General features: G+C 65.9%; 12 protein-coding genes and 8 tRNA genes. 3 read left to right on the plus strand and 17 right to left on the minus strand.

What is annotated here, in order from left to right; genetic code table 11:
* Positions 1 to 4: 4 nt before the first annotated feature.
* Positions 5 to 1,576 carry an alpha/beta hydrolase gene (locus JVX90_RS07175; RefSeq protein WP_205331693.1) on the minus strand — a complete coding sequence of 524 codons (1,572 nt, stop codon included), beginning with the start codon at positions 1,574 to 1,576 and terminating at the stop codon, positions 5 to 7.
* Positions 1,577 to 1,586: 10 nt separating this feature from the next.
* The gene (locus JVX90_RS07180; RefSeq protein WP_205331694.1) at positions 1,587 to 2,324 is read right to left on the minus strand and encodes a dihydrofolate reductase family protein; all 738 of its coding nucleotides are present in this window, start codon (positions 2,322 to 2,324) and stop codon (positions 1,587 to 1,589) included.
* A 35-nt stretch (positions 2,325 to 2,359) separates the two neighbouring features.
* On the opposite strand from JVX90_RS07180, the gene zapE reads away from it, so the two are divergent.
* Positions 2,360 to 3,379, plus strand: a complete 1,020-nt coding sequence (zapE, locus tag JVX90_RS07185) for a cell division protein ZapE (RefSeq protein WP_205331695.1) — start codon at positions 2,360 to 2,362, stop codon at positions 3,377 to 3,379.
* A 68-nt stretch (positions 3,380 to 3,447) separates the two neighbouring features.
* Here the strand turns inward: zapE and JVX90_RS07190 are convergent, their stop codons facing one another.
* From JVX90_RS07190 to JVX90_RS07235, 10 genes are all read right to left on the minus strand, one after another.
* The gene (locus tag JVX90_RS07190) at positions 3,448 to 4,026 is read right to left on the minus strand and encodes a GNAT family N-acetyltransferase (RefSeq protein ID WP_205331696.1); all 579 of its coding nucleotides are present in this window, start codon (positions 4,024 to 4,026) and stop codon (positions 3,448 to 3,450) included.
* A gap of 107 nt (positions 4,027 to 4,133) precedes the next feature.
* A complete protein-coding gene (locus JVX90_RS07195) occupies positions 4,134 to 4,979 on the minus strand; it encodes a DUF4261 domain-containing protein (RefSeq protein ID WP_205331697.1) in 846 nt (281 codons plus the stop codon).
* A 111-nt stretch (positions 4,980 to 5,090) separates the two neighbouring features.
* Positions 5,091 to 5,162 (minus strand) — tRNA-Val (locus JVX90_RS07200).
* Between the two features lie 32 nt (positions 5,163 to 5,194).
* A tRNA-Cys gene (locus tag JVX90_RS07205) sits at positions 5,195 to 5,268 on the minus strand.
* Positions 5,269 to 5,294: 26 nt separating this feature from the next.
* A tRNA-Gly gene (locus tag JVX90_RS07210) sits at positions 5,295 to 5,367 on the minus strand.
* Between the two features lie 105 nt (positions 5,368 to 5,472).
* Positions 5,473 to 5,853 carry a DUF4259 domain-containing protein gene (locus JVX90_RS07215; RefSeq protein WP_205331698.1) on the minus strand — a complete coding sequence of 127 codons (381 nt, stop codon included), beginning with the start codon at positions 5,851 to 5,853 and terminating at the stop codon, positions 5,473 to 5,475.
* A 71-nt stretch (positions 5,854 to 5,924) separates the two neighbouring features.
* Positions 5,925 to 5,997: transfer RNA gene (locus JVX90_RS07220), tRNA-Gly, on the minus strand.
* A gap of 55 nt (positions 5,998 to 6,052) precedes the next feature.
* Positions 6,053 to 6,127: transfer RNA gene (locus tag JVX90_RS07225), tRNA-Val, on the minus strand.
* Positions 6,128 to 6,151: 24 nt separating this feature from the next.
* Positions 6,152 to 6,225 (minus strand) — tRNA-Cys (locus JVX90_RS07230).
* Positions 6,226 to 6,251: 26 nt separating this feature from the next.
* Positions 6,252 to 6,324, minus strand: a tRNA-Gly gene (locus tag JVX90_RS07235).
* 274 nt (positions 6,325 to 6,598) lie between these two features.
* On the opposite strand from JVX90_RS07235, the gene JVX90_RS07240 reads away from it, so the two are divergent.
* Positions 6,599 to 6,670, plus strand: a tRNA-Val gene (locus JVX90_RS07240).
* Positions 6,671 to 6,746: 76 nt separating this feature from the next.
* The gene (locus JVX90_RS07245) at positions 6,747 to 7,418 is read left to right on the plus strand and encodes a hypothetical protein (protein WP_205331699.1); all 672 of its coding nucleotides are present in this window, start codon (positions 6,747 to 6,749) and stop codon (positions 7,416 to 7,418) included.
* A 589-nt stretch (positions 7,419 to 8,007) separates the two neighbouring features.
* Here JVX90_RS07245 and JVX90_RS07250 read toward each other — a convergent pair.
* From JVX90_RS07250 to JVX90_RS07270, 5 genes are all read right to left on the minus strand, one after another.
* Positions 8,008 to 8,622 (minus strand): hypothetical protein, encoded by a 615-nt coding sequence (locus tag JVX90_RS07250; RefSeq protein ID WP_205331700.1) that lies wholly within the window; start codon positions 8,620 to 8,622, stop codon positions 8,008 to 8,010.
* Positions 8,619 to 9,608, minus strand: coding sequence for an alpha/beta hydrolase family protein (locus tag JVX90_RS07255; RefSeq protein WP_240194088.1), 990 nt, complete (start codon positions 9,606 to 9,608; stop codon positions 8,619 to 8,621). Before JVX90_RS07255 ends, JVX90_RS07250 begins: the two co-directional genes overlap by 4 nt.
* Positions 9,609 to 9,705: 97 nt before the next feature.
* Positions 9,706 to 9,918, minus strand: coding sequence for a hypothetical protein (locus JVX90_RS07260; protein ID WP_205331701.1), 213 nt, complete (start codon positions 9,916 to 9,918; stop codon positions 9,706 to 9,708).
* 217 nt (positions 9,919 to 10,135) lie between these two features.
* The gene (locus JVX90_RS07265) at positions 10,136 to 11,974 is read right to left on the minus strand and encodes an ABC transporter ATP-binding protein (protein WP_205331702.1); all 1,839 of its coding nucleotides are present in this window, start codon (positions 11,972 to 11,974) and stop codon (positions 10,136 to 10,138) included.
* Entirely contained in the window at positions 11,971 to 13,734 is a 1,764-nt protein-coding gene (locus JVX90_RS07270; RefSeq protein ID WP_205331703.1) for an ABC transporter ATP-binding protein, read from the minus strand. The genes JVX90_RS07265 and JVX90_RS07270 overlap by 4 nt, the downstream gene beginning before the upstream one ends.
* Between the last annotated feature and the right edge of the window lie 103 nt (positions 13,735 to 13,837).

Consider the following 13,837-nt stretch of genomic DNA (forward strand, 5'->3'; position numbering starts at 1 on the left):
GATCTCAGGCCGGGCAGGAGCGTTCCGTCGGCCCGGTGAGCGGGGCATCGCCCATGTAGTCGCGTACGACGTCGGCGGCGCACGTGCTGTGCGCCAGCACGGAGAAGCCGAGGCCGTCCCATCCCACGGCCGTCGGATTGGTCTTCGTCGGTGCGAGTGTCTGAGCCAGTGTGTCGACGACGGTCGAGCCGTTGAACGGGTCGTTGGCGCTGACGAGGATCAGGGGATCGACCGGCAGTCGATCCGGTGCTGCCGGAGCGTCGGTGCTGCCCCAGCCGTCGCAGGAAGCGAGGCTCAGGGCTGCGGTCGGCGCTGTCATCGGTGCATCCGCGGCCCAGTCTCTGACAAGGCCGGGCAGTTCCTGCAGTCCGGGCCTGCCGCGCAGGTCGTTGCACACCCCGACGAGTCGTCCGTCGGTGCCGCGTAGCGCGGCGGCGGCCTTCACGTAGGACTTCAGAGCTGCGACGTCGCCGCGGTCGGCGGCGGCGATCGCCGAACCGAGCTTGCGGACTCCCGCCTGCGACATGTCGCCGATCGCGATCGCCGTGCTGACTGCGTCGAGCACTTCGGAGTCGGAGATCCCGTCGAGATCACCCGACGCTGCCGCGGCTACGACCCGGGCCAGCATCGCAGCACCGTCCGTACCGAGAGCACACCCGGCACCGGAGCAGCGCTGCGCGAATGTGGTCAGTGACTTCTGCACGCCTCGCGCACGGGCCGCGGTCGCGTCTCCTGCCGGGGTGGCGTAGCCGGTCGGCGAGTCGAGGATCAGTCGGCCGACTTGGTCGTGGTGGGCTGCGGCGTAGCTCAAAGCCACCGACGATCCGGTGCCGACGCCGACGAGTGCGATCCGGTCGACGTCCCATCGACTGCGAAGTGCTTCGATGTCGGATGCTGCGGCGGTGATCGAGTAGTTCAGCTGGTCGGGGCTCAACGTGTCCGAACACAGGTCGGCTGCCGCCCGCGCCGCGGTGCCGACTGCCGTCGCGCGGGCCGCGACGTCCCGCCCGCGGCCTGCCGCCGACGTCGACAGGACCTCGCGCTGGGCCGACGTCAGACAATCGACGGTGGCGCCGAGTCCCGTGCCGCGGAAATCGACGGCGACCACCGGCTGACGGTCGAGCATCGCTTTTCCTTCGCCGTCGGCCAGTGCCAACAGAGTCCGCGAGCTGGGCAGGTCGGTGCCACTGGTCAGGACGAGTGGCGGTGCGTCGTGCGGCGTCGCCTTGGTCGTCGCTTTCATGGCGCCGATGGAGACCGTGTCGCTCGACGAGTCGTCCGGATTCACCGGCACCTCATACTTGGCGCACTGAATGATCACGCCGTCCGGGACCGTGAGGTCGTACGTCTTCGAGATCGCCGAGTCGCACGACCGCCAGTTCAGGTCGCTCTTGGGCGCCGACAGCTCGGGCTGCACGGGTTTTGTGTTCTGGTCGTCGTCGGGCTGGTCACCGCGCACGATGTTCGGGCCGGTGTCCGGCCCCACCGAGCAGCCTGCCGCGAGGGCGCCGACCGTCGTGAGAGCGGTGGCCGCGACAAGAGCGGCGGTCAGTCGTGCGCGGAGGGTCGACGGCATAGTCGCGAGCCTAGTCGGCGCGTGCTCGGCGCGACCACAAGGAGTAGAGGTACCCGTCGTCGTCTCCGAACTGGCGGACGAGGGTCATCGGGTAGGGGAGCCGGTCCGGCAGCGGGAGGTCTTGGTCGGGGAGCGGGAGGCTTGCGCCGTGGGCGATGCGCGGTGCGTCGCCGAGCCCGAGGGTGGGGCTCGTGGTGAGGATCAGTTCGTCGACGGCGCCCGCCGCGGCGAACGATGCGAGGAGTCGAGGGCCGCCCTCGAGGTCGATCCGTCGGAGCCCGCGTGTGCCGAGTTCGTCGATGAGGCGTCGGGGATCGAGGTCGATGTCACCGCAGTCGACGAGGGTCGCGCCGGCATCGGTCAGCCTGCGGCGGAGGTCGCTGGGAGCTGACGTGCACGTGGCGATCAGGACTCGGGGATGGGTGACCGGCAGGTAGTCGACGGGTATGTCCAGTGAGCGCGACGCCAGGACCAGGACGGTCGCGTCGTCGTCTGCGGGGGCCTTGTAGTTCTCGATCAGTGCCGTCCGTGCGCCGACCACCACGGCGTCCGACATCTTCCGCATGAGCAGGAAGAGGTGGCGGTCGCCGTCGCCGCCCAGGACTCCGGAGCGGCCGTCGACGGTCGCGGCTCCGTCGATCGTCGAGACGAAGGTCGCGCGGACAACGGGGCGTGCGGAGTCGGGGAAGGCCAGCTGTTCCGCGAACTCCGACGTTGTGAGATCAGTCGCTTTCTGCATGAGGAACATGAGTCCATCATGGCCTGCCTGGATACCCTTACCGAATGTTGGCACGACTGAGTGACCGGAACCCGGTCTTGGCTCCCGATCAACTCGTCGGCGAGATGGTTCCGCCGAGGATGTTCGACGACGTCAGTTTCGACTCGTACATCCCCGATCCGAACGAGCCGAGCCAGGCGGCCGCGGTCGCGGCCGCTCGCGACTTCGTGGCGCGTGCATCGAAAGTCCGGGCAGGCGCGAAGAAGAAGGGCTTGTTCCGTAAGGCGTCGACGCCGCAGGGCATCGGCCTCTACCTGGACGGCGGATTCGGCGTCGGCAAGACACACCTCCTCGCGTCGGTGTACCACTCGATGCCGGGGCCGAAGGCATTTGCGACGTTCGGTGAGGTCACCAACGTCGTCGGCGCGCTCGGCTACATCGACGCTCTGGAGCGGCTCGCCGATCACAGCGTGCTGTGCATCGACGAGTTCGAGCTCGACGATCCGGGCGACACGATGGTCGTCTCCCGCCTGCTGACCGAGCTCGTGGCGCGCGGCGTCTCGATCGTCGCGACGTCGAACACGCTGCCGGGCCAGCTCGGTGAAGGCCGGTTCGCCGCCCAGGACTTCCTGCGTGAGATCCAGAAGCTCTCGGCGATCTTCGAGACCATTCGCGTGGACGGCCCCGACTATCGTCACCGTGACCTTCCGCCCGCACCTGAGCCGGCCACGGATGCCGAGCTCGAGGAGCACGCCGCGTCCGTCGAGGGCGCCACTCTCGACACGTTCGACGACCTCGTCGCTCATCTGGCGAAGCTGCATCCGTCGAAGTACAAGTCGCTGGTCGACGGTGTGAATCTCGTCTGCATCGAGGGGCTGCGCCCGGCGGCCGATCAGGCGGTAGCGTTGCGTCTCGTCGCCTTCGCCGACCGACTGTACGACGCCGAGATCCCGGTCAGCGTCTCCGGCGTCAAGCTCGACGAGGTCTTCACCCCGGAGATGGTCGCGGGTGGTTACCGCAAGAAGTACCTCCGCGCGACGTCCCGCCTCCTCGCCCTCTCTCGCTTCGCGGAAGCCGACGCCTGACGGCGGTCGCTCACCTCGACGACAGGCGCTCACCTCCGGAGGTGAGCGCCTGTCGTGGACGTGAGCAGTTACGGCCGGATGAGGCGACCCATGACGTGGTCGTGCTCGACGACGCCGTTCATGTTGAAAGTCTTCGTGCCGATCTGGGCGAAGCCCATCTTGCGGTAGTACTTCTGCGCTCGTTCGTTCTCACTGTTGACGCCGAGCCAGATGAAGTGGCTGCCGCGTTCTCGCGCAGCGTCCAACGACGCCTCCATGAGAGCGTGAGATGGGCGCGCCTGCCCGCGTGACGCGTGGTGGTCGGGGAGCACGTACATCTTCGACACCTCGGTGATGCTCTCCGACTCGAGCGCTGCCTCGCCGCCCTCGGCGTCGCTGATCGCAGCGATCACATCGGCGTCTGTCGGATTCGCATGAATCAGCAAGGCGTAACCGACGACCCGGTGCTCCTCGTCGCGCGCGACGAGCACATCCCGGGCCTCATCGACGATGTACTCCGCGAATCTCGTTTCGCTGAGTTGGGCCGCGATGTGGGCGGCGATGTTCTCCGGAGTCGAGTGGGGAGGGCACGCCAGCGGGAAGGTGACGGCGGCGACGGCGGCCACCTCCGCGGCCTCTGAAGGATCGGTGACGGTCGTGATGTTCACCGCCCCATTCTGCCCGGCCTGTCGAACGGAAGTCCTCGGCAGCTGCGCAATGTCGGAAGTATTGGGGATGTGCCAGTCGGTGGGGCGCGAGAACTCTGGCAGCGAACCTACTTCCGACGGAACCAGCCGCGCTTCTTAGGTTCCGGTTCCGCGACGACGGGTGCTGCCGGTTCTGCGCCGCCGAAAGTGAGCTGCATGACATCTTTCCCCTCGATCACGACCGACGGCACGTGATGGGCGACGACCTCGGCGTCAGCGGTGCTGCCGAGGGTGTCGCCGTCGCCGATGACGGGCCCGTTCTGCAGGAGGTAGATCGCGATGTTCGCCAGTCGTGCGAACGTCTCCTCGGCGGTCTCCGGCGACTCCGGGATCTCGATGTCCTTGAGCCCGAGCATGTCCAGACCCATCGTGTGGCCGGTCATCACGCCGTCTGTACGCGGGGCGACGTTCAGTGCCACCCATGCGGGCAGGATCGGCTCCGGCAGGGTCTCGATGGCTAGTTCGCGGAAGAGGGAAGGCAGGATCACGTGGTCGGCGCTGCCGAAGTACACGGCGATCACGGTGTCGGTGAGGGCGACCGTCGAGGCGATCACCTTCGACAGCAGAACCGCGTCAGCGATCGCATGCCGATGATTCGTGTCCTGGCCGGGTCGGAGCACGGTGACGATCGTGTGCGCGTCGTGCGTACCCGGAACGGGAGCCGTGTCCGGCCAGAGGCGACTGTACTGAGCGATCTCCGGAAGGTTGTCGCTTGCGGCCGCCGGAATACCCATCAGCGCGATCATCGTGTCCCCGTACGAGAGGGTGAGGGGTGCGTCATCGCCGCCGGGCGGGTCGACGGCCAACATCGATCCGTCCAGATCAGGGAAGTCGTCGAGCAATTGGGTCCGGAGCCGAGGTCCGTCCACGGCGGGATCGAGGCGGTCCTGGAACAACATGGCGAGGCTGGGCACGACTGCTCGGGTCCTTACGTTCGGATAGACGAGGGGGAGTGGCTGTCACGGTACCTGTCGGCTGAGAACACACTGAAGGCCCGTCGAGATTCGACGGGCCTTCAGTGACTGTGCGCGATACAAGGATTGAACTTGTGACCTCTTCCGTGTCAGGGAAGCGCTCTCCCACTGAGCTAATCGCGCGGGACTGTGAAGTTGTACATCGGTGGGGCAGGTGGAGGTGGCGACGGGAATCGAACCCGTGTGCACGGCTTTGCAGGCCGTTGCCTCACCACTCGGCCACGCCACCAACGCAAGAGACAAGCTCTTGTTCCGAGCGGATGACGAGATTCGAACTCGCGACCCTCACCTTGGCAAGGTGATGCGCTACCAGCTGCGCCACATCCGCGTGCCGGTGAACTGTTGTCCACCAGCGAGATGAAACTCTAGCGGGTCAACCCCTCGGATTCCAAACCGGGGTCGGGGGATCGGCTGTTCTTGAACGGGCCCGCACTCAGGCGAGTGCGATGCCGGCGCGTGACGCGGCGAGCCATTCGTCGAGGTCCTCGGACTCTTCCCAGAGTTCGTACAGCTCAGAGGTGTCTCCGTCCGCGAGCACTCGTCCTATCCACTCGCGCAGTCGCGTGAGCTGCTCGTCAGTGAGGCTTGCCGCGAACGCGACGGCGTCGACGTCGGCTGGGCCGCCGGATCCGTCGCCGCGACCGATCGTGACCAGGGCGCCCATCGCGATGGCGATCTGCCCGCCGTCGACCTCGATGTACTCGTCGTCGAACGCCCATGCCTGCGACTCGAAATCGAACGACGCGTCGCTGATCTCAACCAGTAGATCGGCGGCGGCGTCGTTCTCGAACGGTCCTGCTCCCCATGTGCCCATGGATCAAAAGCTACCGCAGGTGTGAAAACGACAAAGCCCCGGTCGCGTGAGCGACCGGGGCTTCGTATCTGAGCGGATGACGAGATTCGAACTCGCGACCCTCACCTTGGCAAGGTGATGCGCTACCAGCTGCGCCACATCCGCGTGTGCCAGAAATCCTGGCCAATGAAATAACCCCTGTCGACAGGGGCTATTCATCTGGTGCGCGATACAAGGATTGAACTTGTGACCTCTTCCGTGTCAGGGAAGCGCTCTCCCACTGAGCTAATCGCGCGGGACTGTGTGAAGTTGTCGGGCATGGAGGTGGCGACGGGAATCGAACCCGTGTGCACGGCTTTGCAGGCCGTTGCCTCACCACTCGGCCACGCCACCAACGCAAGAGACAAGCTCTTGTTCCGAGCGGATGACGAGATTCGAACTCGCGACCCTCACCTTGGCAAGGTGATGCGCTACCAGCTGCGCCACATCCGCATGTACCGGCGAGCCTGCCTTTTGGGCGCCGCTCACCAGCGACATGAACACTATAGGTCTCGTGCCTTGATGACAAATCGCGAGGTCAGCGTCTTACATGGATGTGTTTTCGCAGGTGACGCATCATTGTTGTGTGCATGACGCGTGAACGAGGGGCCACCCACAGGGGGATGGGGCCTGGCTCGGGGGTGAGTTGGCGTCGCTCGGCGTGAGTGTGTAATCTCATTCCTCGTGCGAACCGCTGCAACGCGGAACACATGACAACGCAATATCTGGTCCCGTGGCTCAGTGGAAGAGCGTCCCGTTCACACCGGGAAGGTCGCTGGTTCGATCCCAGCCGGGACCACAACAGTAAGACCCGCAGGCGACTGCGGGTCTTTCTGCATCCAGGGGAGGGGGTGGGGTTGCGTACGGCATTTTTTGTGGCGCGCTGGGTCGCTCTGCTGGTTGTCATCGCAGGCTTCGCGTCTGCTGCGGCGGCATGTCAGCCGAAGGCGGTAGATCACGATCAGTTCGCTCGCGACGTGCACCGAGGGGCCGTCGACACTGTGCTCATCGATAGGCAAGAGTCATCGGCCGTGCTGATCTCGACCGTCACGTGGTCAACAGGCCCGTTCCAGTGGAAGAAGGGCGCCGTGAGCGCCGCCCCGGTAGAGGTCGCCGAGTTCAAACAGCGCATGTCCAACGAGGGGATCGACGTCGAGGTGGCGCTCGGCGCCCCGAAGCTCATCAGTTGGCCGTCCCGCGCACCAGGCTGGGTGGTCAGCCTGCTCGGCCTGATCTGCATCGTGACGTTTCTGGTGATGATCTCGTCGACTCCTCGATGGGCGAATCGATGGGCCTGGTTCTGGATGCTCCTCGCGGGCCAGATCGGAGTACTCATCTATCTCCTCGTTGAGCCTGAGCCGCCGTGGCGTCGCGCGGCGGGTTCCAAACACGTCGGCAGGTCGTCTTCTGAGGTCGATGCGCCGACGTCGGCGTCCGACACTCGAATCACGGGTGGAATGGGCTTTCTCCTTGCCGCCGCCATGAACATTGCAGCGGGGCTCGTTGCGGGCGCTGTCGGTTGGGTGCTGAACCACGCGCTGTCCTGACCATTCCGATGAGTCGCGTATGCGAACAGAGCAGCGGACTCCGCAGGTATGACGCCCATTCACTCCGATGGTCTCGTAAGTGCGCTATCGAGCGAAATGAGCGAGCTGGCGTCTGATGCTCAGAATCACAGCTCACGCGCTCGCTGAAGTATCGGGAGGCAACGACGAAACCCCGCCCGAATCCGTGGATTCGGGCGGGGCCTCTATGTCAGCGGGAGGTCGGGCTACTCGCTGCTGCCGGGAAGCGAGCTGCCCTCGGACGAGCCTCCGCCGAGCATGCCGAGGAGCTGGCCGATGATCTGGGTGGGCAGTTCTGCCATGGTGTTTCCTAACGCTAAGTGGGAGGGACGCTGTCGTGTGGAGCGCTGTGTAGTGCTCAACTCGACGTCTCCAAGAGTGCCGGACTGGAGGCGGGAATGTGACCGATGGCACAGTTCGGATGACGCGACGGTTGTCGGCAGGCTGTTGCGAATCCGACCTTCACGAAAACAGCCCCGCGGCCTTCGGTGTGACGTGTGCCACAACCTGCGACTTTGGGGCTGGTGTCGTCCGCTCGGTTGAATCGGCGGGCACAGTCGAATCTGTGCCGTCAGGCGGGTGCCAGGTACTGGTAGACCGTGCATTCGCCCACCGGGTAACTCGACTGGAACACCGCGCCGTGGGTCCGCTCGTGTGCGTTTCCCAGGGCTAGATCGCTGGTTGTCATCAGCAGGTCCATTCCGGCAGCCTGTGCGGCGGCGCGGGGTGCCTGACCCAGTGCGGCCGGAATGCCGGTCCGGCGCGCAGTCGGGGCGACGACGCCGAGCACGATCAACACGTGGTCACCCGGGATCTGGTGTTGGGCAGTCGCTTCGGCGAGCATCTTGAGTCTCTCCACGATGTCCTGGCGACGCGGCAGGAGGGCGGTCGATGACGCGACCACTGACGCGGGGAGCTCTGGCGGAGGCCCGTCGGGCGCCGACCAGGCGACGATCCCGAGGAGCGCGCCGTCGGAGTCGAAAGCGCCCTCCACGCGGCCGCGTGCGACATGCGGTCCGATGAACACCGATGCCAGCCAGTCGACCATGGCAGGCTCACCGAGATACTCCCCGAGAATCCAGCTGTACAGCGGGATCTCGGGGAGCATCGCTCCGACCAGGTCGACGGCGGCGGAAAGCTCGTCGTCGACCAATGGGCGGATCGTCACATCGGCGTCAACGCTCACGCGCCGATCTTCCGGGCCATCTGCGGCCACGACTTGTGCAACTGGTCCTGCCAGTACTTCCACGAGTGCGTGCCGGTCGCCGGGCGGTCGACGGTCGCCGGAATCCGCAGCGACGCGAGCTTGGCCGCGAGGTCCTCGGTGCAGATCCGCGTTGCGGCCTCGATACCGCCGCCGAGCGCGATCTGGTCGGCGAGGACGGCAGGCGTAGGCACGTAACGAGTGGTGTCGTACTTGCCGGGCAGGCCGGTCGCGGCGCTCAGGTAGATCGACAGACCGCGCAAGCCGGCCGCATGCACGATCGGGTCGTTCTTGAGCCAACCTGGTCCACGCAGCGGGCCCCACATGTTCTTCACGTCTCCGCCGCCGCGGGACTCGACGACCAGCCGGATGTACAGCTTGCCCATCTCCGACGACGTGCTCGCACACCCGCTGTACGCGGATACCGCCTTGTAGAGACCCTTGTGGGCGATCGCGAGATTCAGAACGGACGTCGCGGACGACGAGATGCCCGCTATCGCGTTCTTACCGTTGGTCGAGTACGCCGAATTGATGACGCCTGGCAGCTCCTTGCCGAGGAACGTGGACCACTTGTTGACGCCGAGCACGGGATCAGGCTTGATCCAGTCGGTGTAGTACGAGAACGCGCCCTTGTTCGGGATCACCACGTAAACGTTCTTGCGGGCGAAGAACTTCACGACGTCCGACTTGTTGAGCCAATTGGCCGCATCCTCGCCGCCGCCTGCTCCGTTGAGAAGGTAGAGGACGCCGGCGGGCTTGGACTTGTTCTTCGGGGACAGCACCGTCATCGGAATGTCGCGGTTCATCGACGGCGAGTGCACGACGATGTCGGACACCTGCGACGTGTATTTGTATGTCGAGACGATGCCGGCTTTCGGGGCAGCTGTGGCCGGAGTGGTGACGGCTCCGGTTGCGAGAAGGGCTGCGGCAATGATCGCTGTGAAGGCTGTGCGGAGGGAGATCTTCACGGTTGTGCGGCTCCTGTTGTGAAACCGGCCCCGTCGGCGATGACGCCGGCGGGGCCGAAACTGATTGTCGAGGCTGGACGAAGGGTAACCCGATTCGTCAGGAGCCGAAGGTGGGTCCGTTGTTATTGGCGCCGTCGCCGCCGTTTTGGCCGTTGCCGGTTGAACCGATGCCAGTCGACGAGCCGGTGAAAGAGCCGATCTCGATGAGGTGAGTGAGGCCGCTGAGGTCGATGTTTGCCATGAGAATCCCTGCTTTCGTTCGGGCGGAGTGGCCGGGCGCGGTCTGGGCGAACGCTGCCGGTGTGCCCATGGTCACACAAAAGTGGGACAGATCACGTTTGTATTGCGACTGTGTTGTGCGCCTCGATCGGCCCTAGGTTGGGGAGCTGTGGAAAAGTCCTCTGACCTGCAAGGATTGGCCAACGAGTGGTTGTAGTCCAAACGGATGAAATTCGCGATGAACCCGCTCGAGCCCTGGCTGGAACGAGTGACGACCGGCCGATTCGTGCCGTTCGTCCGGCACGAACTCATTCGGCGTAGATGCGCGCGAACTCGCCACCGGCAGCCAGAAGATCGTTTGCCGTTCCCCGTTCGACGATGCGGCCCTCCGCGAGGACGGCCACCTCGTCCGCGACTGCGAGCGTCGACATCCGATGCGTGACGATGAGCGTGGTCGTACGGTGCCGAAGCGATTCGAGGCCACGTTGGATCAGAAGTTCCGATCGGGGATCGGCGGCGCTGGTCGCCTCGTCAAGGATGAGGATGTCCGGCTGTGCGGCCAGTGCTCGCGCCACGGTGACGAGCTGCTTCTCGCCCGCGCTGAGCGTCTCGACGTCACCCGACACCTCGGTCGAGGCGCCGCTCGGCAACGCGGCCAACAGGGTGTGGACGGTGGGGTCGGCCATGTCGACACCGTGCGCTGCACCGAGATCGATGTTCTCGCCGGCGGTGCCGGTGAAAAGCCAGGGATCCTGCGTCACCACGGCCATTAACGACCGGACCTCCGATCGAGTCAGGTCGACGATGTCCGTCCCGTCGACGGTGATCCGCCCTCGAGTGGGGTCGGCGAATCGCTGCAAGAGCGCGGTGAGTGTCGTCTTGCCTGATCCTGTCGCGCCGACCAGCGCCGTCGTCGTCCCTGGTTCGACGACCAGATCAACACCGTTCAGGACTGGTGGGCCGTCGGTGTAGGCGAACGAGACGTCTTCGAACATGATCCGCGGAGGTGTCCGGTGTCGGCCGTGGCGTGCGGCCACCGGATCGTCGTCGACCGCGGGTGCCGTCTCTTCTCTCCGCGCGAGGAACTCGCGGACGCGACCGACCGACACCAGCCCGGACTGCAGAGTCGGCAGCGTTCCGGTCAGCTCGGACAACGCACTGGACAGTTGCTGCGTGTACAGGACGACGGCCTGGAGGACACCGAGCGTCACTGCGCCGTCGAGCATCTTGAACGCGCCGAGCACAGCGACGGTGACAAACGCCAGCGCGTTGCACAACGTCAGGACCGGCCCGAGTGCGCCACTCCACGTCTGACCTGTCCGTGTCGCGTGGGCCAGTTCAGTGTTGACCGCGGTGAATTGACGTTCCGTCGCGCGGTGAGCGTCGTACGCGGAGAGCATGTCACGGGCTGCGTACACGTCCTCCGCGTGCGCGGTCAACGACGACTGCGCCGCCCACTGCCGCTTCACGTGGGGACGTGCGAACCGCAGGATCAACGCGACCGCGACCGCCGAGATCGGGACCGTCAGGAAAGCGATCATCGCGAAGAACCCAGATACCCAGATCAGTGCCGCGGACACGCCGACGATCGTCAACAACACGACGGGGAGTTGGACGAACACCGGACCGATGAGGGTCGCGACATTGTCGACGTCGACCGTGACGGCGTTGAGAACTTCGCCGCGCCGTCCTCCTTCGAGGGCGGTGACCGGCAGACGGTGGAGTTTGCTCTCGACTCGTTGCCGCAGGTTCCGGATCGCCCGCTGGACTGCGGCGTTGAGGATCAGGCCGCCGCCGATGCGAGCGCCCGCAGCCAGGGCGAAGGCGCCAAGCGTTACGACCGTGTACGTCCACAGCAGCGACCAGTCGATCCCGACTCCGGGCGTGGCGCCGATCGCCGAGACGATGTTGGCCTGACGGTCGTCGCCCGCCTTCCGGAGAGCGGCAACCACCTGGTCATGGGTCGCGCCCGCGTCCAGGTTGGCGCCGAGAGCACCGGCGAAGATGATGTTGGTGACCTGAGCCAGGAGCCAGGGGACCGCCACCGTCAACAGAGCGGACACGACCGCGAGGACAAGCGCCCAGGTGAGGCTGCGGCCCGCGCCGAGGAATCGACGGACCTCGCCGAGTGCCCGGAGTATCTTCATCGCGCACGCGCCGATGTCTGTGCGTCAGCGATCTCGCGATACACGCCGCACCGTTCCAACAGTTCGGGGTGCAAACCCTGGTCGACGAGCCGTCCGAGTTCGAGGACCGCGATCAGGTCGGCGTTCCGCACCGAGTGGATCTGTTGAGCCGCGATGAGGAATGTGGTGCGCGGCAGATGAGCCCGGACCGACGCGAACACCTCCGCCGCAGTGGAGCGATCCATCGCGGAGAACGCGTCGTCGAGCACAAGTACTCGGGGCCTGTGGAGAAGTGCCCGGGCAATCGCGAGTCGTTGCCGCTGGCCCCCGGAGAAGTTCGATCCGCCCTGGGAGACCGCAGTGTCGAGGCCGCCGCGGTCGGTGACGGTGTCGGCCATCTTGGTCACCCGCAGTGCTTTCCACACGAGGTCGTCCGGCGCGTCGTCGTAGGCCAGCCGCAGATTGGAGGCGACGGTCCCCGCGATCAGCGCGTGACGCTGGCCGACGTAGGCGACTTCTGATCGCACCGCGGCCACCGGCCAGGCTCCGACGGGGCGGTCGCCGAGGATCACCTCGCCGCCGGAGGCGTCGAGAAGCCGTGGCACGAGGGACAGAAGTGTCGACTTGCCACTCGACGTTCCGCCGATCACCGCCGTGACTCCGCCGGGGACACATCGCAGGGTCACGGCGTCGAGAGTGAGCTGGTCGGCGCCGTCGTACCGCACATCGACCGAGCGGAAGTCGAGCGCCAGGACACCGAGCGGTCGATCAGCGATGCCTGTCGGGCCTGGATCGGGGACATCCTCGTCGAGCACCTCGCGGAGGCGTATCGCGCTCGCCTCGGCCCGGGGGAGCACTGCTGCCAGCGCGACGAACAGCGAGACGCCGCTCACGATCTGCATCAGGTATCCGGTGAACGCGGTGAGCCCACCGATGGTGAGATCGTCGGATTCGATGAGATCGGCTCCGATGACGTTGGTGGCCACCACCGCGATGTTGGCGATCAGCAGCACCGACGGCAGCAGCAGGACCTGCAGCGCTCCGACGCGCCGCGCGAGAGAGGTCAGCTCGGTGTTCGCGATTCCGAACCGGTCGGAGGCGGTCCGTTCCCGGCGGAATGTCCGCAGGATGCGAGTCCCGGTCAGCTGCTCGCGGAGCACGCGGTTCACTGCGTCCACCGCGCGCTGTAATCGACCGGCCAATGGCGTCACGCGGGCCACGTACAGTCCGACGACCACTCCGAGCAGAATCGCCGTCACGACGATGACCGGCGCGAGTTGCACCGATTGACGCAGTGACAGGATCACGGCGCCGACGGTCACGATCGGTGCGGACATCGCGACGCTGGTGAACGCGAAGACCGTCCGGCCGACGACCCCTGTGTCGGCGGAGGTCCGCGTGAGCATCGATGCGGTTCCGAGCTCGTGGTAGGCGGCGGTCGACAGTTCGCCCGCCCGGCGGTACACAGCCAGCCGCAGGTCTGCAGAGACTCCCGCGGCGATCGCCGACCCGCACGCGACTGCGGCCATCGAGGCGACCAGTCCGATCAGCACGACGCCGATCATCATCGCGCCCATACGCTGCACATAGTCGACGTCGCCTGCGATCACACCGGCATCGACGATCCGCGCATTGAACGCAGGCTGTGCGAGTCCCGCAGCCATCGCGACCAACTGCGCGATCAGAACTCCCACGGTCAGAGCTTTGCGACTCGCGATGGCTTGGACGGCGAGCGAGACGATCGCCCACGTCCGCCGCTGCTCGGCCTGCTCGCCTGTCACACGCCCATATTGCACGGCCGCCGATCAGGGCGTGGGTGGACCGGTGGGTTTGGCGCACGGCACGCGTCGTGCACCGGCATCCGCGGAGGTCGGACGTATCATC

The organism is Gordonia sp. PDNC005 (assembly GCF_016919385.1).
Taxonomy (GTDB): Bacteria; Actinomycetota; Actinomycetes; order Mycobacteriales; family Mycobacteriaceae; genus Gordonia.

Coding starts and splice junctions, on each gene's coding strand:
- zapE (WP_205331695.1), top strand. CDS start 2,360: ATGTTGGCACGACTGAGTGACCGGAACCCGGTCTTGGCTCCCGATCAA.
- JVX90_RS07175 (WP_205331693.1), bottom strand. CDS start 1,576: ATGCCGTCGACCCTCCGCGCACGACTGACCGCCGCTCTTGTCGCGGCC.
- JVX90_RS07260 (WP_205331701.1), bottom strand. CDS start 9,918: ATGGGCACACCGGCAGCGTTCGCCCAGACCGCGCCCGGCCACTCCGCC.
- JVX90_RS07265 (WP_205331702.1), bottom strand. CDS start 11,974: ATGAAGATACTCCGGGCACTCGGCGAGGTCCGTCGATTCCTCGGCGCG.
- JVX90_RS07215 (WP_205331698.1), bottom strand. CDS start 5,853: ATGGGCACATGGGGAGCAGGACCGTTCGAGAACGACGCCGCCGCCGAT.
- JVX90_RS07180 (WP_205331694.1), bottom strand. CDS start 2,324: ATGTTCCTCATGCAGAAAGCGACTGATCTCACAACGTCGGAGTTCGCG.